The organism is Burkholderia sp. BCC0097 (genome assembly GCF_902832985.1).
GTDB classification, from domain to species: domain Bacteria; phylum Pseudomonadota; class Gammaproteobacteria; order Burkholderiales; family Burkholderiaceae; genus Burkholderia; species Burkholderia orbicola.
Genome location: NZ_CADFDM010000007.1, coordinates 430,125 through 451,226, shown reverse-complemented (window position 1 = coordinate 451,226; position 21,102 = coordinate 430,125). Strand labels below are relative to the sequence as shown.

Sequence of the window (21,102 nt, the reverse complement as noted above, 5' to 3'; positions counted from 1 at the left end):
GTGATTTCCCGCTGGTTCTGTTGGAGGACGAAAACGGCTTCGATGTTAACACGGGCATCCGGGCCGGTTCGGGCGGTTTGGCTGCCCCCGGCGCCATGTCGCGCGAGGCCCGTGGGCGGGCTGCGAACGTTTTCGCGCGCGAAGTGTCGGCTCGCCTGCCGTGGGGCGGTGCGTTACTCTTACGCCTTGATCAGAATCCGAAGAGGAACGAGGCTCATGTCCCACCTGTCCGCGGCCGCACGCGCACGCACCGGCCTGCTTCGCCCGTTGCGCGCGCCGCTTTGCGCGTTGACGCTTGCCACGCTTCTCGCCGCCTGCACGATGCCGACCCATCCCGATTCCGCCGCCCCCGCGCCCGACCCGTACAACCCGGCCGCCGTCCAGCTGCTCGACGACACGAGCTGGGAACTCACCAGCTGGGTGAACGCCGACGGCACACAACGCGCGATCCCGCACGGCGACAACGGCGAGCCGATCAAGCTCGCGCTGTCGACCGAGTCGGGCATCCGGCGAGCGAGCGGGTTCTCGGGCTGCAACCGCTACATGGGCACCTATGCGATCAAGAACGGCCTGCTGAGCTTCGGCCCGCTCGCCGGCACGCGGATGGCCTGCCCGAACACGCTCGGCGGCCAGCTCGAATCCGCGTACCTCGACGCGCTCGCCCACGTCGACAAGACCGGCGTGCAGATGCGCGCGCCCCAGCAATTGCAGATCGTGACCCAGGCCGGCGCAACGCTGACGTTCACGCACCGGAGCCCCTGATGCACGGCGCGCGCGGAGGCCGACCGACCGCCTTCGCGTGGCGCGCGACATGCACGTCCCACCCACGTGCGTCGCGCGGCGTGAATCGGAATCACGCCGCGTTAGGGTCTTGTTCGCCGGCCGGTTAAACTCGGCGGGTCGCGCCCCGCGCGCCCCTCCTCACTCCTGTTTCAAAGCATGCACACGGTTGTCTTCGGCTGGTTCGGCATCTCCGCCGTCTGGTTCCTCCTTCTCTTCTGGCGTCTCGTGCAGGCGATGCTGCCCGGCGGCGGCGGGCTTGCCGGCCGCGGCTCGATCCGCCTGTGGCTCGGCTTCGCCGCGGTATTCGTCGCAAGCGTCACGCTGACGAGCCCGCTGTCGGGCCCCGACACGAACGCGCTCGGCCATGCGTTCTCCGCCGGCTTCGCCCACGTGCTCGGCCCGATCGGCACGCCGGTCGCGATGGTCGTGCTGTTCTTCGCCGGCTTGCCCTGGCTGACCGGCATCGGCTGGCGGCAGTTCGCCGCGTGGGTCGACACGTCGTTCGGCGTCAAGCTGTCGCGCGACGGCGGCGACGACGACGCGCGCGGGATCGCCGACCTGCCGCGCAGTGCGCTGCATCGCGACGACGACGTCGTGCAGCCGACCACCGCGCACACCGTCAACTCGATGGCGCCGCGCCAGAACGGCCGGTATTCGCGCCCGACGGTGTGGAAACCCGATCCGCAGGCACGGCCGAAGCCGCGCAGCAAGACCCCGCCGCGCCCCCTCGCGGAACCCGTCGCGCCGTCGGGCTGGCTGAAGCCGAGCGCGCCGCAGCGCACGCCCGCGGCGCCCGCGCCGATCCCTGCCAGCGCGATGCCGCCGCCGACCACCGGCAGCACCGCCAGCCTCGCGCGCGCGGCAGCGAACACGCAAGTGCCGCGCCCCGCGCCCGCCCCGCTTCCGGTCGGATTCGAGCCCGTCCGACCGCGCCCGACCGCTGCACGCCCGGCCACCGCCGCGCTGACGCAGACGGCGCCGCGCGCCACGGTCACGCCGCGGCCGGCTGCTACGCAGCCGCCGCGCCCGCCGGTGCGCCCAGCAACAGGAACGACGCCAGCCGGCCTGTCGACGGATGCGACACGACGCCGCCCGGCGCCGCCCGCGCCGGCGCGCGCGCCGCTCTATGCGTGGAACGAGAAGCCGGCGGCGCCGATTACGCCCGCACCGAGCGTTCACGACACGCTGCGTTCGATCGAGGCCAGCACCGCGCAATGGGCGTCGCTGGGCGGCGCGCCGTCCGGCGATGCAGCGCAGACGGCGGCCGCAGCCGCGGCCGTGGCCGGTGTCGCCGCCGCAGCCGGCAGCGTGGCCGCGCCGGCATCGGCGGCCGTGTCGAATGCGTTCGGCTCCGCGACGCACGGCATCGCAGCCCAGGACGCCAATGCTCCGGCCCAACACGATGCCGCGCCCGCGTACGACGACAACGCGCCGATCGTGCTCGACGCCTTCATGCCGGCGCAGTCCGGCATCGCGCAGGCTCCGGTTGGCGATTTGCCCCCTCCTGCGTTCGGTGACGCTGAACCGAACGCCCGGTCGAATGCCGGCAGCGACGATGCCGCGTTCTCGCATCGCGCCGACGACGCAATCCGTCACGTCGACGCTACGCCCGCCGCGCCGGCATTCGGGGTCGCAGCACCGTCGATCGACGCACCCATCGACTTCGCGCCTTGGGAAGATGTCGTCAGCGCGCCGGTTCCGGTGCTCGACGTGTCGACCGGAAACCCGGTCGCCGAGCCGCCGGCAGTCACCGCGGGACCGCAATCCGCGCATTCAGCCTTCACACAAGGAGGCGATGCAGCGGTTCGCGACCTCGACACCAGCAAGCCGACCGGGTCTATCGATATCGACGACCACGCCGACGCGCAACCGGCGTCCGCAATCGATCGCGCCGCTTCGGCCCGCGTGCCTCACGGGGCTGCCGATCCGCACGCCGCCGCGACGCCTGCAGACAACATCGTTCCGTTCGCTGCCCTGCCCGCTTCGTCGCTCGCGGGAACGTCCGTGAGCGCAGCTTCGGAGAGCACGTCGATTGCGGCAACACCCGCACCAGCCGTGTCGCAGACCGCACCGAACGCTGCCCAGCCGGTCGAGGCGGAACCCGCGGCACCGCTGTCGGCGGTCGCTCAACGCGCGACGCCCGCTACATATTGGACCGCGCCGACGATACCGCCCGCAGCGACACAAACGACCGTTGCCGCTGAACCGCCGAAATCGCCGGCGGTTCAGCCGTTTGCCGCAACCTCGGCGGCTTCGGCCGTCAATGCCTCGCCCCTGACCGGCACGGCTCATGGTTCGACTGCACAAGCATTCGCGCCCGCCTCCGCATCGAACATCGCGCCCGTCGCTGCCGCAGGTTCGCCGGTCGGCGTAACCGGCACGGCGTCCGCTTCGCCGTCGCAACCGGCCGCCTCGGCATCGCCTGTTACTTCCGTTGCGTCGGCATCGCCGGCCGGAGTCACGGACACGCCTGACGGTTCGCTTTCCCGCGCCTCGACGCCTGCATCAACCGATGCGCCCGCCGTGATGCCGTCGACGACTGGCGCATCGGCTTCGACGTTCGGTTCGACTGCGCAGGCGCCCGTCACGCCGGTGCCCGCTACCGCGACGCCCGCGACTTTCACGTCCCCATCGATCGCCGCGCCGTCTTCCCCGTCGGCATCGGCATTTCCTGTCGACACAGCAGCCACGTCGACCGGTACGACGACCTTCGCTCCATTCAGCGCATCGGACGCGGTCGCTCCGCAGCCGCCAATCAGCCTGCCCGCATCGCCAACCGCGTCCGCCGCGACGTCGACGTCCTTCACGTCCTTCAGTGCGATCGCGCCGACGACCACGGCCGCCGCCACGCCAGCGCACCCGATCGCTAGCGCGCCTGTCGCCGCGGCCGGGCCACTGACGTCCATCGGTGCGGCCACCGCGACGCAGGCTCCGTCGATCGCGTCCGTCCCTGCCGCCGCCCCGGCCGCGACTCAGACGTTCACGACATCGCCCGCCCCTGCCGTCTCATCGTCGGGCTGGTCCATGTCGCATGACGTGACGGCAGCACCGACCACGGCACCGCTGGCGGCAACCGTCCCCGGCGCGAACCTGCCGACCACGCCGGCAACCGTCGTTTCTGCGCCGCCATCGCCGGCAGCCCCGCCGATCGGCGCACCGGCCTCCCATCCAGTCGAGGCAACCGGCCCCGCCCAAGCCGACACCCCAGCCCGCCCGCCGCGCCCGAACGCGTTCGAATTCCACGCACCCGCGTCGTTCAACGTCGAACTGCCGACGCTCGACCTGCTCGAGCCCGCCTCCGACGACGTCGAAATGATCACCGACGAACATCTCGCGCAAACCGCGCAGGTGATCGAACAGCGGCTGCAGGAATTCAAGGTGCCGGTGACGGTGGTCGGTGCCTCGGCCGGCCCCGTGATCACGCGCTTCGAGATCGAACCCGCGCTCGGCGTGCGCGGCAGCCAGATCGTCGGGCTGATGAAGGACCTGTCGCGCGGCCTCGGCCTCACGTCGATCCGCGTCGTCGAGACGATCCCCGGCAAGACCTGCATGGGCCTCGAACTGCCGAACGCGAAGCGCCAGATGATCCGCCTGTCGGAGATCCTCGAATCGCGCCAGTACCAGCATTCGCCGTCGCAACTGACGATCGCGATGGGCAAGGACATCACCGGCCATCCGGTCGTCACCGATCTCGCGAAGGCGCCGCACATGCTCGTGGCCGGCACGACGGGTTCGGGCAAGTCGGTCGCGATCAACGCGATGATCCTGTCGCTGCTGTACAAGGCGACACCGGAAGACGTGCGGCTCATCATGATCGACCCGAAGATGCTCGAGCTGTCGGTCTACGAAGGCATCCCGCACCTGCTCGCGCCGGTCGTCACCGACATGAAGCTCGCGGCGAACGCGCTGAACTGGTGCGTCGGCGAAATGGAGAAGCGCTACCGGCTGATGTCGGCCGTCGGCGTGCGCAACCTCGCGGGCTTCAACCAGAAGATCCGCGACGCGCAAGCGAAGGAAAAGAAGATCGGCAACCCGTTCTCGCTGACGCCCGAGGATCCGGAGCCGCTGTCGACGCTGCCGCTGATCGTCGTCGTGATCGACGAGCTGGCCGACCTGATGATGGTCGCCGGCAAGAAGATCGAGGAACTGATCGCCCGCCTCGCGCAGAAGGCGCGCGCGGCCGGCATCCACCTGATCCTCGCGACGCAGCGGCCGTCCGTCGACGTGATCACCGGCCTCATCAAGGCGAACATCCCGACGCGCGTCGCGTTCCAGGTGTCGTCGAAGATCGATTCGCGCACGATCCTCGACCAGATGGGCGCGGAGTCGCTGCTCGGGATGGGCGACATGCTGTTCCTGCCGCCGGGCACCGGTTATCCGCAGCGCGTGCACGGCGCGTTCGTCGCAGACGAGGAAGTGCACCGGATCGTCGAGTACCTGAAGCAATTCGGCGAACCGCAGTACGAGGAAGGCATCCTCGACGGTCCGGCCGCCGACGGTGCGACGCAGGACCTGTTCGGCGACGCGCCGGACGCGGAAGCCGATCCGCTGTACGACGAAGCCGTCGCGTTCGTCGTGCGCACGCGGCGCGCGTCGATCTCGTCGGTGCAGCGGCAGTTGCGCATCGGCTACAACCGCGCGGCGCGCCTCGTCGAGCAGATGGAGGCAGCCGGCCTCGTGTCGGCGATGGGCATCAACGGCAGCCGCGAGGTACTCGTGCCAGCCGCGGCCGACTGAGGCCGGCGGCCCGCCGGCCGCCGTTCATCGAGATGGGCGCGTCGTGAAACCGACTGCCTGAAATACGAAGGGCGCTGCATCGGCAGCGCCCTTCTTGCATCAGCCGGGAATCCCCGCGATTTACTGGGCGACCGGCACCAGCTTGAAGTCGACCGGCTTGCCGACCGCGATCTTCTGCGGATTCGCGCCGAGCTGCCCCGTTTCGACATCGCGACTGAACACGTAGAACGTATCGCTGTCCTGGTTGCCGACGATCAGCCATTTGCCGGTCGGATCGATCAGGAACTCGCGCGGCGTCTTGCCGAGGCTCGACTGGCGGCCGACGTGCTTCAGCCGGCCGTCCGCCTTGTTCACCGCGTAGATCACGAGGTCGTTCGCGTCGCCGCGGTTGCTCGCGTACAGGAAGCGGCCGTCCGGCGACAGGTGGATTGCGCCGCCGCCGACCTTGCCCTTGAAGCCCGGCGCCGTCATCGGCAGCGTCTCGATCGGCGTCAGCTTGCCGTCGTGATAGCCGAACACCTCGACCGACGCGTTGAGTTCACTCGTCACGTACGCGAACCGGCCGTCGGCGCTGAACACCATGTGACGCGGGCCCGAGCCCGCCTTCACCGGCGTGTAGCGCGTGTCGGTCGGGCTGATCAGCCCGCGGCTGCCGTCCACCGTATAGCGGTAGCCGTAGATCTTGTCCGCGCCGAGATCCTGCACGAACAGATAGCGGCCGTCCGGCGAAAACACCGTCGAATGCACGTGCGCGCCGTCCTGGCGGCCCTTCACGGGCCCGGTGCCTTCATGGTGGACCGACAGCACGGCCTGACCGACCGCGCCGTCGTCGCGCAGCGGAAACACCGCGAAGCTGCCGCCCGGGTCGGCCGCGACCGAGTAGTTGGCGGTGACGAGGTACTTGCCGTCCGGCGACAGCGCGAGATAGCACGGATCGTTCCCTTCCGACGAGACGCGGTCGATGAAGCTCAGCGCGCCCGTCTTCGCGTCGAAGCGGAACGCGCTCACGCCGCCGCGCTGCGTCGCCGGCCCGTCGTCGCCGGGCAGCTCGTTGACCGCGTAGACGGTGCGACCGTCGCGGCTCGGCAACAGGTACGACGGATTCACGGTCTTCGCCGACGACACCGGCGCGACGCTGCCGGTCTTGGTATCGAAGCGGTAAACGTAGATCCCGTCGCTGCCGCCGCCCGTATAGGTGCCGACGAGCAGGTTGTAGACGCCGTCGGCCGGGGCGGACGATTGCTGCGCGAATGCGTGGGTCGCGGACAGGGAAAGCACGATCGCGAAACCTTTCATCCAGTGAGCGAACCTAAGCGGGAACCCTCGTGTCGAAGCGCGTGCGTCACGCTCGCGTAAACGGTTGGGCATTGAATCCTCCTTGCATCGAGTCGCTTCAAGTGTTGAGATAGGACGAAACGCCGGCCGTTCACGCGCTCCGCCGCCCGGCCGAGTATACGGGGCGCGGCGCCCGCGCGTGAAGTCGAGGGCGCCGACGTCCGCATTGTGAAACTCGAATACCCAAGGATCGCCTGCCCATGCCCGCCCTGATCGAAGACTACGCCCTCGTCGGCGACGGCCACACGGCCGCGCTGATCGCAAAAGACGGCTCCGTCGACTGGCTGTGCTGGCCCCGCTTCGATTCGGGCGCCTGCTTCGCGGCGCTGCTCGGCACGCCGGAGCACGGCCGCTGGCTGCTTGCTCCGGCCGCCGACGCCGCGATCACGCACACGACCCGCCGCTATCGCGGCGACACGCTGATTCTCGAGACCGATTACGAAAGTGCCGACGGCGCCGTCACCGTGATCGACTTCATGCCGCCCGGCAACGGCTGGTCCGAACTGGTGCGGATCGTCGTCGGCCGCCACGGCAAAATGAAGATGCGCATGGAACTCGTGTTGCGCTTCGACTACGGTTTCTCGATTCCGTGGGTCACGCAACTGACCCGCGAGGACGGCATGAAGGCCATCGCCGGCCCCGATACCGTCGTGCTGCGCACGCCGGTGCCGCTCACCGGCAAGAACCTCCATACGCTCGCGGAATTCACGGTCGGCGCCGACGAGCGCGTGCCGTTCTCGCTCGGCTACGCGGCGTCGCACATGCGGCTGCCGCCCGCGCGCGATCCGCTGTCGATGCTCGCGCGCACCGAGAACTACTGGCTCGAATGGTCGGGCCGCTGTCAGGTGCAGGGCCGCTACGCGGCCGCCGTGCGCCGCTCGCTGATCACGCTGAAGGCGCTCGCGTACGAGCCGACCGGCGGCATCGTCGCCGCGCCAACCACGTCGCTGCCCGAGAAGATCGGCGGCAACCGCAACTGGGACTACCGCTACTGCTGGCTGCGCGACGCGACGATCACGCTGCTCGCGCTGATGCGCGGCGGCTACTACGACGAGGCGCGTGCCTGGCGCACGTGGCTCGGCCGCGTGATGGCCGGCTCGCCCGAGCAGATCCAGATCATGTACGGGATCGCCGGCGAGCGCCGGCTGCCGGAAATGGAGCTCGACTGGCTGCCCGGCTACCAGGACTCGCTGCCGGTGCGCGTCGGCAACGGCGCCGCGAACCAGCTCCAGCTCGACGTGTTCGGCGAGGTGATGGCCGCGCTGCACCTCGCCCGTGTGGGCGGCCTGCAGGCCGACGACACGGTCTGGTCCGTGCAGTGCGCGCTGCTCGACCATCTCGAGAAGATCTGGCAGGAACCTGACGAAGGCATCTGGGAAACGCGTGGGGGCCGTCGCCATTTCACGTTCTCGAAGGTGATGGCGTGGGTCGCGTTCGACCGCGCGATCAAGTCGGCGGAAATGTTCCGGCTGCCCGGCTCGCTCGACCGCTGGCGCGCGCTGCGCGAGCAGATCCATGCGGACGTCTGCGCCAACGCATGGCACGAAGGCAAGCAGGCGTTCGCGCAGAGCTACGGCAGCGACGAGCTCGACGCGAGCGTGCTGCTGCTGCCGCAGCTCGGCTTCCTGCCGCCGGAAGACCCGCGCATCGTCGGCACGGTCGAGGCGATCGAACGGGAATTGCTGCACGACGGGCTCGTGATGCGCTACCGCACGACCGAATACGACGACGGCCTGCCGCCGGGCGAAGGCACGTTTCTCGCGTGCAGCTTCTGGCTGGTCGACAGCTATGCGCTGCTCGGCCGGATCGACGACGCGCATCGGCTCTTCAGCCGCCTGCTCGCGCTGTCGAACGACCTCGGGCTGCTCGCGGAGGAATACGACCCGGTGGCCGGGCGGCTCGTCGGCAACTTCCCGCAGGCGTTCTCCCACGTGGCGCTCGTGCACACCGCGATGAACCTGATGCACCACGAAGACGCGATGGCGCGCGCGGCCGGCCAGCCCGCGCCGGCCGTGGCCACGGGCCGCTGAACGGCGCGCGGGGGCCTTGTTCAGAGATCGTCAAATCGCAACACTTTGATGAAAACCCGGGGAAATGTTGCATTGCACCACCGATCGTTGTCCGATATGATCGACGAGATTGTCCGGCTGCAATGCAACATGGCCGGTCGCTGACCCACACGGCACGCCGCGACGCCTCACGCCGCCCTTGCGCACCGTCCCCCACGCGGGAGTAGCCTGCATGCTTTACCAACTGCACGAATTCCAGCGGGCCATGCTGAGCCCGCTCACGGCCTGGGCCCAGGCCGCCTCGAAGTCGTTCGCGAATCCGTCCAGCCCGTTCTCGCTGATGCCCGGTGCCCCGCGGATGGCGGCCGCCTATGAGCTGATGTATCGGCTCGGCAAGGATTACGAGAAGCCGGAATTCAACATTCATCAGATCGTCAAGGACGGCCACAACATTCCGATCGTCGAGCAGACGATCATCGAGAAGCCGTTCTGCCGGCTGCTGCGCTTCAAGCGCTATTCGGACGACGCCGACGCAGTCACGCAACTGAAGGACGAGCCGGTCGTGCTGGTCTGCGCGCCGCTGTCGGGCCACCACTCGACGCTGCTGCGCGACACCGTGCGCACGCTGCTGCAGGATCACAAGGTCTACATCACCGACTGGATCGACGCGCGGATGGTGCCGGTCGAGACGGGCCCGTTCCACCTGCACGACTACATCGCGTACATCCAGGAATTCATCCGTCACATCGGCGCGCGCAACCTGCACGTGATCTCGGTATGCCAGCCGACGGTGCCGGTGCTCGCGGCGATTTCGCTGATGGCGAGCCGCGGCGAGGACACGCCGCTCACGATGACGATGATGGGCGGCCCGATCGACGCGCGCCGCAGCCCGACGTCGGTGAACTCGCTCGCCACGCAGCACTCGACCGCGTGGTTCGAGAACAACGTGATCCATACGGTGCCCGCGAACTATCCGGGCGAAGGCCGCCAGGTGTATCCGGGCTTCCTGCAGCACACCGGCTTCGTCGCGATGAACCCGGAGCGACACGCGCAATCGCACTGGGATTTTTACCAGAGCCTGCTGCGCGGCGACGAGGACGACGCCGAAGCGCACCGCCGCTTCTACGACGAGTACAACGCGGTGCTGGACATGGCAGCCGAGTATTACCTCGAGACGATCCGTGTCGTGTTCCAGGAATTCCGGCTCGCGGAAGGCACGTGGGACGTCGAAGGCGAGCGCGTGCGGCCGCAGGACATCAAGCACACCGCGCTGATGACGATCGAGGGCGAACTCGACGACATCTCGGGCAGCGGCCAGACGCACGTCGCGCACGAGCTGTGCACGGGCATTCCGCAAGACGATCGCCGCAGCCTGACCGCCGAGAAATGCGGCCACTACGGGATCTTCTCGGGCCGCCGCTGGCGCACGATCATCTATCCGCAACTGCGCGACTTCATTCGCGAGCATGCGCTGGAGCCCAAGCCCGGCGCGACGAAGTTGCCCGTCGATGCCCAGGATGCGACCACGATCGGCGTCGTGCCGGCCGCCAAGCCGGAGCCGGAGACGGCGGTGCGCGCCACCGCCGCGAAACGCACGCGCGCGAAGGCGCCGGCCGTGACGGTCGCGCCCGCCAGGACGCCCGCCGCGAAGGCCGCGCCCACGGCGAAACGCGCGGCTGGCAACCCGCGCGCAAAAGCCGCGCGGGTCCGCAAGGCCGCCTGACGCGCCGCGTTCCGACGCAAAAACGCCGCCGTTGCTTGACGCACGGCGGCGTTTTTTTATCCCGGCGCGGCCGCGAGCAGGCGGCTCATCGGCTCATCCGTGCGTCGCGTCAGCGCCGCAGCAGATACGCGAGCAGCACCTCGGTGTTCATCCTGACCATCTCCGCGCGCTCGTCGGTGTCGGTGAAATCGCGGCCGAGCGTCGCGGCGAGCGTGAAGCGGTTCGACACGATGTAGTAGCCGAGCCCCGACAACGTCACGTAGAAGCGCAGCGGATCGACATCGCCACGGAACAGCCCGGCCTTCTGGCCGCGCATCAGCACGTTGCCGAGCTTCGCGACGATCGGTGACATCATCTCGCGGATTCGCGTCGACTTGTGCAGATAGCGCGCCTCGTGCAGGTTCTCGTTGTTGATGAGCCGGAGCAACTCCGGATGGTCGCGGTAGTAGTCCCAAACGAAATGCGCGAGCCGCGTGACGGCTTCGACCGGCGCGACGCCGTCGAGATCCAGCACGCGCTCGGCCTCGGTCAGCGCGGAGAACGCGTGTTCGAGCACCGCCGTGAAGAGCTGCTCCTTGCTGCCGAAGTAGTAATAGAGCATGCGCTCGTTCGTTTCGGCCCGGCGCGCGATCTGATCGACGCGCGCGCCGAACAGTCCTCCATTCGCGAACTCTTCGGCGGCCGCCATCAGGATGCGGCGGCGCGTACCTTCAGGATCTCTTTTGATTTTTGGCTGATTCATGGTGGCGCTTTGCTATGTGAGCCGCTTGATTCGGACCGACACCCCCACCGCCTCGGCGCCGGCCGCCCTGGAACGGGCGCGCCGCGGGCGGCCGCCCTCCTGCTGAGCCCCTGCAAAAAAGCGGTTCGATTATGCGCATAGACGGCGTCCGGCGCAATGCGGGAAATCGGCGATAATCGAGCTTTGACAAACCTTTCCGGCCGCGCCCGACGCGGCCGACCGAGAGCCATTCGGCGCCGCTGCGCCCGTTGTCAGCCTGTTGTCACCGTGACCGACTCCAAAACACTCGCGGATCGCATCGAAGATCTGCTTCCCCAGACGCAATGCACGAAGTGCGGCTATAACGGCTGCCGTCCGTACGCCGAGGCGATCGCCGCCGGCGACGCGAACTACAACCAGTGCCCGCCCGGCGGCGCCGAAGGCATCGCGCGCCTCGCGAGCCTGCTCGGCAAGCCGGTGATTCCGCTGAACCCCGTGAACGGCAGCGAGCATCCGCGCGCGGTCGCGTTCATCGACGAAAACCTGTGCATCGGCTGCACGCTGTGCATGCAGGCGTGCCCGGTCGACGCGATCGTCGGCGCGCCGAAGCAGATGCACACGATCGTCGCGTCGCTATGCACGGGCTGCGACCTGTGCATCCCGCCGTGCCCGGTCGACTGCATCGCGATGCTGCCGGTGACCGGCGATCGCACGGGCTGGGATGCATGGTCGCAGGAACAGGCCGACGCCGCGCGCGAACGCCACGACCTGCGGCTCGCGCGCGAGCGCCGCGAGCGCGAGGCCGCCGAAGCGCGTGCCGCCGCCCGCCGCGCGGCCAGTGCCGCCAAGCCGGTAGCGGAGCACTCCGCAGCGCAGCCCGGCTCGCAGCCGGCCGCCGACGATGCCGAAGCAAAGAAACGCGCGATCATCGCCGCCGCACTCGAACGCGCGCGCAAGAAGAAGGAAGAACTGTCCGGGCAAGGCGCCGGGCCGAAGAACACCGAAGGCGTGAGCGCGGCCGTCCAGGCGCAGATCGACGCGGCCGAGGCCCGCCGCAAGCGGCTCGCCGAACAGCAGGCGCAGCGCGATGCCGACGCCGCATCGGGCAGCAGCGACCACGACAACGACGGCGGTAACGACGATCCGGACGGCCCGTCCGCGCCGCCCGACCGGAACGCTCCATGAACGCCAGCAAACGACGCGCGATCTACGAAACGCTGCAGAGCCTCAATCCGCATCCGACCACCGAGCTCGAATATTCGACGCCGTTCGAGCTGCTGATCGCCGTGATGCTGTCCGCGCAGGCGACCGACGTGTCGGTCAACAAGGCGATGCGGAAAATGTTTCCGGTCGCGAACACCCCGCGACAAATCGTCGCGCTTGGCGAGGAAGGCGTCACCGAGTACATCAAGACGATCGGCCTCTATCGCACCAAGGCGAAGAACGTGGTCGCGACGTGCCGGATCCTGCTCGAGCGTTACGACGGCGAGGTGCCGGCCGATCGCGAAGCGCTCGAAAGCTTGCCGGGCGTCGGCCGCAAGACCGCGAACGTCGTGCTGAACACCGCGTTCGGCCAGCCGACGATCGCGGTCGACACGCATATCTTCCGCGTCGCGAATCGCACCGGGCTCGCGCCGGGCAAGGACGTGCGGGCCGTCGAGGCCGCGCTCGAGAAGTTCACGCCGAAGGAATTCCTGCAGGATGCGCATCACTGGCTGATCCTGCACGGGCGTTACGTGTGCAAGGCCCGCCGGCCCGAATGCTGGCACTGCGCGATCGAGCCGCTGTGCGAGTTCCGGCCGAAAACGCCGCCGCCGAACGAATAAGCATCAGGCAGCGCGGGCGAGCCCCGCAGGCGCCGTCGCAACGCCCGCCCCCTTCCCCGCTTACGCGTTGGACGTCGCCGTCGCATCGTCGGCGGCCGCGCCGCCCGCGCGCACGAGCGCCAGCACGGCCGCCAGAATCGCGACGCCGCCCGCCCACTGCAGCGGCGACAACGCTTCCCCGAACAGCAGCGCCGCGAGCGCGACCGTCACGACCGGTTCGAGCGTCGACAGCATCGACGTGCGCGCGGCTCCGAGCCGCTCGAGCCCGGCGAAGAACGCGAGCATGGCCGCGACCGTCGACACGAGCGCAATCGCGAGCATCGACGCCCAGCCGCCGGCCGTCGCGGGCCAGCGCGGCGGCGCGCCGAACGCTGCCGTTCGCACGACGGCGATCGCGACGAGCGTCGCGGTGGCCGACAGGCAGATGATCGCGGTGGTCGCGAGCGGATCGACGCCGCGCGTCGCCTTCGTGCCGCCGACGATGTACAACGAGTAGATCACCGCGGCGGCCAGCGCCAGCGCGATCCCGAGCGGCTCGCCGTGCCCGCCGCCGACCATCAGCGCCGAACCCGCGACGCACAGCACCAGCGCGACGGCCTTCGCCCGCGTCAGGCGCTCGCCGAGCCACCACGCGGCCAGCAGCGTGACGAACGCCGGGTACAGGTACAGCAGCAGCGCGACGAGGCTCGCCTGCGCGTGCTGCAGCGCGCTGAAATAGCAGAACGACTGCCCGACGTAGCCGAGCGCACCCATCGCCACCAGCGGCGCGAGCGCCCGGCCGCGCGGCCAGGCGACGCGGCGGTGCCGTGCGATCGCGGCGAGCACCGCGCCGCCGATCGCGAAGCGCACGATCAACAGCCCGAGCACGTCGACGCCGGCCGCATACGCGTAGCGGCCGAAAATCGCCATCGCGCCGAACGCGGTGGCGGATAACGCGACGTAGAGCGCACCCTGCAGGGCGGCGGACGAGGAGCGAACGGTGGCGGTCATGATGAAACGGGCGAACGGGGCACCGTGACGGAAATCGTCGGAGTGTAGCGGCGCGGCGGCGCCGAGCCTACCCCGCGCTTACCCGTTGCGCGGCGGGCGGCCGCGCGCTCCGCGCCGACCGCTTCCGGGGCCGGCGCCAGCGCCGTACGCCGCGCCGGCGTACAATGCCCGACGCGGCATGACGCCGTCCGAATCACGACGTTCCCCCACACCATGTTCAATCCCAGCCGCGACGACGTGCGTCGCTTTTTCACCGAGACCTGGCGCAAGCAGCGCGCGGGCGAGATCCTGACGCCGCTGGAAGCGATCGCGGCCGACTGGATCGTCGAGCATCCCGAGTACCACGACGAACTGGCCGATGCCGACGGCGCGGCGGCGCGCAACTACACGCCCGAGGAAGGCCGCACCAACCCGTTCCTGCACCTGTCGATGCACCTCGCGATCAGCGAGCAGTTGTCGATCGACCAGCCGCCCGGCATCCGCGCCGCGCACGACAAGCTGGCCGCGAAGCTCGACTCGACCCACGACGCGCAGCACGCGATCATGGAATGCCTCGGCGAGACAATCTGGGAAGCGCAGCGCACCAACACGCCGCCCGACACCGACGCGTACCTGCAGCGCATCCTGCGCCGCGCGTCGCGCGACTGAGCGCGCAGGCCCGGCACACCCCGCCGGGCCGCGCCGCGGACAAAAAAATACCCCGCCGAGGCGGGGCATTCTTGCTGCGCGAGCCCGTGAGGCCCGTCGCGCTTACTTCTTGAACACGAGGTCGGTTTCCTTCAGCGACTCGATGTAGGACGCGATGTCCTTCATGTCGCTGACCGACAGGTTCTGTACCTGCGCCTGCATGATCGCGTTGTTGCGGCCGATCAGCGGGTTCGTCAGCCCCATCTGGTACTGGCGCATCGCCCACACGAGATAGTCGGCGTGCTGGCCGGCGAGGCGCGGATACTCCGCGTTGATCGGCTTGTTCAGCTGCGCGCCGTGGCAGGCCGCGCAGTTGTGCGATTCGACCAGTTCCTTGCCCTTCGAGATGTCCGCGGCGTGCGCGGTACCGATCGCGAGGCCGGCCGCCAGTGCAACCGCCGCCGTCTTGAATGCGTTGTTCATGAATGCTCCTGTCCCGCCGGAGAGATCGGCGGCGCGCGCTTTACTTGTAGGGGTTGTCCTTCGTGTCGGCCTTCTGGGCGGCGTAGTACGCCGACAGATCCGCGATGTCCTGGTCGGTCAGCGAGCCGGCGATCGCATTCATCGACGGGAAGTGACGATCCTTCTTGCGGTAGGCCTTCAGCGCGTTCTCGAGGTATTGCTGGTTCTGGCCGCCGAGGACAGGCACCCGGTAGACCTCCGGGTACGCCGCGCGGTAGTCCTGGATGCCGTGGCAACCGATGCACATGGCGGCCTTGCTCGCCCCGTCCTTCGGGTTGCCGACCACACCGGCCGCCTGCGCGCTGCCCGCGAGCGCCACGAGCGCTGCGACAACGACGTGTTTGCCGACGAATTTGTTCATAGCTCTTGTAACCTAGCTTGAGGGGAAACTGGCGCCGAAGCGGCAACGGCCCGCGCCGTTTTGCTTGTCGGTCGCCACGCAGGCCAAAAAAAACGGCCAGATTGTACCGCGTCGGCGGGGAACGCGTCCATACGGCGCCCCGGTTCGCCCCGCCACAGCCCTGCAACGATACGCGGGCGCGGCCCGCCCGGACAGCCCTTCTGACTTATACTGGGTTTTTTCCCCGATGAAGAAGAGCGCCGCCATGCGTTTCGAAGGGTCCTCGCACTACGTCGCCACCGACGATCTGAAGCTCGCGGTCAATGCCGCGCTGACGCTGCAACGCCCGCTGCTGATCAAGGGCGAGCCCGGCACCGGCAAGACCATGCTGGCCGAGGAAGTGGCCGCCGCGCTCGACATGCCGCTGCTGCAGTGGCACATCAAGTCGACCACCAAGGCGCAGCAGGGCCTGTACGAATACGACGCCGTGTCGCGGCTGCGCGATTCGCAATTGGGCGACGAGCGCGTGAAGGACATCGCGAACTACATCGTCAAGGGCGTGCTGTGGCAGGCGTTCGACGCCGAGCAGCCGAGCGTGCTGCTGATCGACGAAATCGACAAGGCCGACATCGAATTCCCGAACGACCTGCTGCGCGAACTCGACCGGATGGAGTTCCACGTGTACGAGACGCGCGAGACGGTCCGCGCGAAGCACCGCCCGCTCGTCATCATCACGTCGAACAACGAGAAGGAGCTGCCCGACGCGTTCCTGCGCCGCTGCTTCTTCCACTACATCCAGTTTCCCGACCCGTCGACGATGCAGAAGATCGTCGCGGTGCACTTCCCCGACATCCGCGAGGAGCTGCTGCGCGCGGCGCTCGAGAGTTTCTTCGAATTGCGCGGCGTGTCGGGCCTGAAGAAGAAGCCGTCGACGTCCGAGCTGCTCGACTGGCTGAAGCTGCTGCTGGCCGAGAACATCCCGGCCGACGCGCTGCGCGGCGCGGACGCCAAGCAGATCGTGCCGCCGCTCGCGGGCGCGCTGCTGAAGAACGAGCAGGATCTGAGCCTGCTCGAGCGGCTCGTCTACATGAACCGGCACAACCGGTAATCCTCCCTCACCCGCGAAGGCCCGGCCATGCTGCTCAATTTCTTCTACGCGCTGCGCGCAGCCAAGCTGCCCGTCTCGGTGAAGGAATACCTGACGCTGCTCGAATCGCTGAAGGCCGGGCTGATCTCGCCGTCGATCGACGCGTTCTACTTCCTCGCGCGGATGACGCTCGTCAAGGACGAGCAGTACTTCGACAAGTTCGACCAGGCGTTCGGCGCGTATTTCCATGGCGTGTCCGCGCTGCCGTCCGAGGCGTTCGACATCCCGCTCGACTGGCTCGAGAAGCGCCTCGAGCGCGAGCTGTCGCCGGAGGAGAAGGCGCAGATCGAAGCGATGGGCGGGCTCGACAAGCTGATGGAGCGTTTGAAGACGCTGCTCGACGAGCAGAAGGAACGCCACGAAGGCGGCAACAAATGGATCGGCACGGGCGGCACGTCGCCGTTCGGGCACGGCGGCTACAACCCGGAAGGCGTGCGCATCGGCGGCCCGTCGAACGGCAACCGCACCGCGGTGAAGGTGTGGGAAGCACGCGCGTACCGCGACTACGACGATTCGGTCGAGATCGGCACGCGCAACATCAAGGTCGCGCTGCGGCGGCTGCGCCGCTTCGCGCGCGAAGGCGCCGCCGAGGAACTCGACCTGCCCGGCACGATCCGCAGCACGGCCGCGAATGCGGGCTGGCTCGACCTGCGGATGGTGCCCGAGCGCCACAACAACGTGAAGGTGCTGATGCTGCTGGACGTCGGCGGCTCGATGGACGACCACATCAAGCGCACCGAAGAGCTGTTCTCGGCCGCGAAGGCCGAATTCAAGCACCTCGAATTCTTCTACTTCCACAACTGCGTGTACGACCACCTGTGGAAGAACAACCGCCGCCGCCACTCGGAACGCACCGCGACGTGGGACGTGCTGCACAAGTTCACGCCCGACTACAAGCTGATCTTCGTCGGCGACGCGACGATGAGCCCGTACGAAGTGCTGCAGCCCGGCGGCTCGGTCGAATACAACAACCCGGAAGCCGGCGCCGTGTGGCTGCGCCGTCTCGCCGACCAGTTTCCGCATCATGCATGGCTGAACCCCGAGCCCGAGCGACTATGGGAGTACCGGCAGTCGGTCGCGGTCATCCGCGACCTGCTCGGCCATCGCATGTATCCGCTCACGCTCGCGGGCCTCGAAACCGCGATGCGCGCGCTCAGCAAGTAACGACACCCACTCGCAGACATACAGGCCGCATCCGAGCGGCCGCCCCGGAGAGAGCATGAACCCTTCGTCCACCGCGAGCGCCGGCCGCGCCGGCGGCCGCCGCTTTTTCGCCGATACGTCCGTGTCCGCGCTCGTCGCCGGCTTCGTCGCGATGATGACCGGCTACACGAGTTCGCTCGTGCTGATGTTCCAGGCCGGTCGGGCCGCCCACCTCACCGATGCGCAAATCTCGTCATGGATCTGGGCGCTGTCGATCGGCATGGCGGTGACGACGATCGGCCTGTCGCTGCGCTATCGCGCGCCCGTCGTGGTCGCGTGGTCGACACCCGGCGCCGCGCTGCTGATCGCGTCGCTGCCCGGCGTGCCCTACCCCGAGGCGATCGGCGCGTTCGTCGTATGCGCGCTGCTGCTGACGGCCGTCGGCGTGAGCGGCCTGTTCGACACGCTGATGAAGCGCATTCCGGCCGGCATCGCGGCCGCGCTGCTCGCGGGCATCCTGTTCGAGATCGGCATCGAGATCTTCCGCGCCGCGCAGTTCCAGACCGCGCTCGTGCTCGCGATGTTCTTCACCTACCTGATCGTGAAGCGCCTCGCGCCGCGCTATGCGATCGTCACGACGCTGATCGTCGGCACAGTGGTAGCCGGCGGCCTCGGCCTGCTCGATTTCAGCCGCTTCCACATCGCGCTCGCGCAGCCCGTGTTCACGATGCCCGCGTTCTCGGTCGCGTCGATCGTCAGCATCGGCATTCCGCTGTTCGTCGTCGCGATGGCGTCGCAGAACGTACCGGGCATCGCGGTGCTGCGCGCGGACGGCTACCCGACGCCGTCGTCGCCGCTGATCGCGACGACCGGCCTCGCGTCGCTGCTGCTCGCGCCGTTCGGCTCGCACGGCGTGAACCTCGCGGCGATCACGGCTGCGATCTGCACCGGCCCCGAAGCGCACGAGGATCACGCGAAGCGCTACACGGCCGCCGTGTGGTGCGGCACGTTCTATCTAGTCGCCGGCGTCTTCGGCGCGACGATCGCCGCGTTGTTCGCGGCACTGCCGAAAGCGCTCGTCGTGTCGGTCGCGGCGCTCGCGCTGTTCGGCTCGATCATGAGCGGGCTCGCAAACGCGATGCAGGACGTGAAGCAGCGCGAAGCGGCGCTCGTCACGTTCATGGTGACCGCGTCCGGCCTCACGCTGCTGTCGATCGGCTCCGCATTCTGGGGACTCGTCGCCGGGGTCGTCACGCAGGTGATCCTGAACGCGCGGCGCCCCGCGTGACGCGGCTTGCCGCCTGCCGCGGCGCGCGCCGCAGCGCCCGCCCGCCACGCCAAAACGTGCGCGACACGAATCGGGCCTAAAATGATGGATCGGAAGCGGCGCCCGGCGCCGCTTCGCTTCGCCGCCGCGCTCGCGCGGCCCGTGAGAACCCGGCGCCCCGCGCTCTTCTTCCGAATCGCCATGACTACCGCACTCGACCAGCTGAAGCAGTACACGACCGTCGTCGCCGACACGGGCGACTTCCAGCAGCTTGCGCAATACAAGCCGCAGGACGCGACCACGAACCCGTCGCTGATCCTGAAGGCCGTCCAGAAGGATGCGTACAAGCCGATCCTCGAGAAAACCGTCCGCGATCATCGCAACGAAAGCACCGATTTCATCATCGACCGTCTGCTGATCGCATTCGGCACCGAAATCCTGAAGCTGATCCCGGGCCGCGTATCGACCGAGGTCGACGCGCGCCTGTCATTCGACACGCAGCGCTCGATCGACAAGGGTCGTGAGCTCATCAAGCTGTACGAAGCGGCCGGCGTCGGCCGCGAGCGCATCCTGATCAAGCTCGCGTCGACGTGGGAAGGCATCCGCGCGGCCGAGGTACTGCAAAAGGAAGGGATCAAGTGCAACATGACCCTGCTTTTCTCGCTCGTGCAGGCCGCCGCATGCGCGGAAGCCGGTGCGCAACTGATCTCGCCGTTCGTCGGCCGCATCTACGACTGGTACAAGAAGCAGGCCGGCGCCGAATGGAATGAAGCGCGCGACGGCGGCGCGAACGATCCGGGCGTGCAATCGGTGCGCCGCATCTACACGTACTACAAGACCTTCGGCTACAAGACCGAAGTGATGGGCGCGAGCTTCCGCACGACCAGCCAGATCACCGAGCTCGCCGGCTGCGACCTGCTGACGATCAGTCCCGATTTGCTGCAGAAGCTGCAGGAGAGCAACGAGACGGTCGCGCGCAAGCTGTCGCCGGAAACGCTGCAGGACAAGCCGGCCGAGCGCGTCGCGATCGACGAGGCGTCGTTCCGCTTTCAACTGAACGACGAAGCGATGGCGACCGAAAAGCTCGCCGAAGGAATCCGCGTGTTCGCCGCCGACGCGGTGAAGCTCGAGAAGCTGATCGACGCGCTGCGCTGAGCCGCGCTACGCGTCAGCGGCTGTCAGCAAGACTGACAACAGCCGTCAGAAAGCGCTGCAAACGGTCGCGGACATGATGTTCGCGGCCGTTTTTATTTTTCATTCCATCGTCAAGCGCGCGCACTACAATCCACGTCACGGGTGCGACGGCCGCGTCCCGATGCGCCCTTTCCCCAGTCAATCTTGCACGACGCCACGCCAGCGCCATCGCGCCGGCATGGCACATCCCAGGAGACAACGATGCAAGTTCAACCGTACCTGACGTTCTACGGTCGTGCCGACGAAGCCCTTCAGTTCTACGAAAAGGCACTCGGCGCGAAGACGATGTTCAAGATGCACTTCAAGGACGCCCCACCGAATCCCGATTACCCGATGTCGCCGGAGATGAGCGACAAGGTGATGCACGCGAGCTTCACGATCGGCGACTCGATGATCATGTGCTCGGACGGCGATTGCAGCCAGCCGGCCGGCGCCGCGCACGCCGGCTATTCGCTGTCGCTGAACCCGGCGACGGTCGAGGAAGGCCAGAAGCTGTTCGATGCGCTCGCCGACGGCGGCGAAGTGACGATGCCGTTCGGCAAGACGTTCTGGGCGCTCGGCTTCGGGATGGCGAAGGATCGCTTCGGCGTGCACTGGATGGTCAACGTCGAGGACCTGTCGCAGCGCGAGGAACTCGCGAAACGCGCGCAGGGCTGACGCAAAAGGAACGCCCGCCACCTTGCGGTGGCGGGCGTTTTTGTTGCCAGGCAACCGGGCAATGCGTCGTGCGCGGCACGC

The 21,102-nt window shown here is 68.2% G+C and carries 17 protein-coding genes; 12 read left to right on the top strand and 5 right to left on the bottom strand.

Annotation, left to right across the window (positions count from 1 at the left end; genetic code table 11):
• Nucleotides 1-216: 216 nt before the first annotated feature.
• Complete coding sequence (locus tag HWX07_RS25340; protein ID WP_124700419.1) at nucleotides 217-762, top strand: META domain-containing protein; 546 nt, start codon at nucleotides 217-219, stop codon at nucleotides 760-762.
• Nucleotides 763-939: 177 nt separating this feature from the next.
• Nucleotides 940-5,520, top strand: a complete 4,581-nt coding sequence (locus HWX07_RS37035) for a DNA translocase FtsK (RefSeq protein WP_244130030.1) — start codon at nucleotides 940-942, stop codon at nucleotides 5,518-5,520.
• 120 nt (nucleotides 5,521-5,640) lie between these two features.
• On the opposite strand, the gene HWX07_RS25330 is transcribed toward HWX07_RS37035, so the two are convergent.
• On the bottom strand, nucleotides 5,641-6,888 hold the full coding sequence (locus tag HWX07_RS25330) for a lactonase family protein (protein WP_175878089.1): 1,248 nt from the start codon (nucleotides 6,886-6,888) through the stop codon (nucleotides 5,641-5,643).
• A 167-nt stretch (nucleotides 6,889-7,055) separates the two neighbouring features.
• On the opposite strand from HWX07_RS25330, the gene HWX07_RS25325 reads away from it, so the two are divergent.
• A complete protein-coding gene (locus HWX07_RS25325; RefSeq protein WP_006478200.1) occupies nucleotides 7,056-8,885 on the top strand; it encodes a glycoside hydrolase family 15 protein in 1,830 nt (609 codons plus the stop codon).
• A gap of 211 nt (nucleotides 8,886-9,096) precedes the next feature.
• Nucleotides 9,097-10,587, top strand: a complete 1,491-nt coding sequence (gene phaZ, locus HWX07_RS25320; protein ID WP_175878088.1) for a polyhydroxyalkanoate depolymerase — start codon at nucleotides 9,097-9,099, stop codon at nucleotides 10,585-10,587.
• 109 nt (nucleotides 10,588-10,696) lie between these two features.
• Here the strand turns inward: phaZ and HWX07_RS25315 are convergent, their stop codons facing one another.
• On the bottom strand, nucleotides 10,697-11,329 hold the full coding sequence (locus HWX07_RS25315; RefSeq protein ID WP_006478198.1) for a TetR family transcriptional regulator: 633 nt from the start codon (nucleotides 11,327-11,329) through the stop codon (nucleotides 10,697-10,699).
• A 156-nt stretch (nucleotides 11,330-11,485) separates the two neighbouring features.
• On the opposite strand from HWX07_RS25315, the gene rsxB reads away from it, so the two are divergent.
• Both rsxB and nth read left to right on the top strand, forming a co-directional pair.
• Entirely contained in the window at nucleotides 11,486-12,493 is a 1,008-nt protein-coding gene (rsxB, locus tag HWX07_RS25310) for an electron transport complex subunit RsxB (protein ID WP_175878087.1), read from the top strand.
• Entirely contained in the window at nucleotides 12,490-13,134 is a 645-nt protein-coding gene (gene nth, locus HWX07_RS25305) for an endonuclease III (protein ID WP_012328946.1), read from the top strand. The genes rsxB and nth overlap by 4 nt, the downstream gene beginning before the upstream one ends.
• A 60-nt stretch (nucleotides 13,135-13,194) precedes the next feature.
• On the opposite strand, the gene HWX07_RS25300 is transcribed toward nth, so the two are convergent.
• A complete protein-coding gene (locus tag HWX07_RS25300) occupies nucleotides 13,195-14,124 on the bottom strand; it encodes a DMT family transporter (RefSeq protein ID WP_175878086.1) in 930 nt (309 codons plus the stop codon).
• A 213-nt stretch (nucleotides 14,125-14,337) separates the two neighbouring features.
• On the opposite strand from HWX07_RS25300, the gene HWX07_RS25295 reads away from it, so the two are divergent.
• Entirely contained in the window at nucleotides 14,338-14,772 is a 435-nt protein-coding gene (locus HWX07_RS25295) for a DUF1841 family protein (RefSeq protein WP_006490655.1), read from the top strand.
• 102 nt (nucleotides 14,773-14,874) lie between these two features.
• Here HWX07_RS25295 and HWX07_RS25290 read toward each other — a convergent pair whose 3' ends face one another.
• Together HWX07_RS25290 and HWX07_RS25285 are read right to left on the bottom strand one after the other, a co-directional pair.
• Entirely contained in the window at nucleotides 14,875-15,234 is a 360-nt protein-coding gene (locus HWX07_RS25290; protein WP_006478193.1) for a cytochrome c, read from the bottom strand.
• A gap of 40 nt (nucleotides 15,235-15,274) precedes the next feature.
• Nucleotides 15,275-15,634, bottom strand: a complete 360-nt coding sequence (locus HWX07_RS25285) for a cytochrome c (protein ID WP_006478192.1) — start codon at nucleotides 15,632-15,634, stop codon at nucleotides 15,275-15,277.
• Between the two features lie 244 nt (nucleotides 15,635-15,878).
• On the opposite strand from HWX07_RS25285, the gene HWX07_RS25280 reads away from it, so the two are divergent.
• From HWX07_RS25280 to HWX07_RS25260, 5 genes are all read left to right on the top strand, one after another.
• Nucleotides 15,879-16,721 (top strand): MoxR family ATPase, encoded by an 843-nt coding sequence (locus HWX07_RS25280; RefSeq protein ID WP_027806662.1) that lies wholly within the window; start codon nucleotides 15,879-15,881, stop codon nucleotides 16,719-16,721.
• 27 nt (nucleotides 16,722-16,748) lie between these two features.
• Complete coding sequence (locus HWX07_RS25275; protein WP_175878085.1) at nucleotides 16,749-17,924, top strand: VWA domain-containing protein; 1,176 nt, start codon at nucleotides 16,749-16,751, stop codon at nucleotides 17,922-17,924.
• A 55-nt stretch (nucleotides 17,925-17,979) separates the two neighbouring features.
• Entirely contained in the window at nucleotides 17,980-19,191 is a 1,212-nt protein-coding gene (locus tag HWX07_RS25270) for a benzoate/H(+) symporter BenE family transporter (protein ID WP_175878084.1), read from the top strand.
• Nucleotides 19,192-19,371: 180 nt separating this feature from the next.
• Complete coding sequence (tal, locus tag HWX07_RS25265; protein WP_012328950.1) at nucleotides 19,372-20,325, top strand: transaldolase; 954 nt, start codon at nucleotides 19,372-19,374, stop codon at nucleotides 20,323-20,325.
• A 240-nt stretch (nucleotides 20,326-20,565) separates the two neighbouring features.
• Entirely contained in the window at nucleotides 20,566-21,021 is a 456-nt protein-coding gene (locus HWX07_RS25260) for a VOC family protein (protein ID WP_011545874.1), read from the top strand.
• Nucleotides 21,022-21,102: the final 81 nt, after the last annotated feature.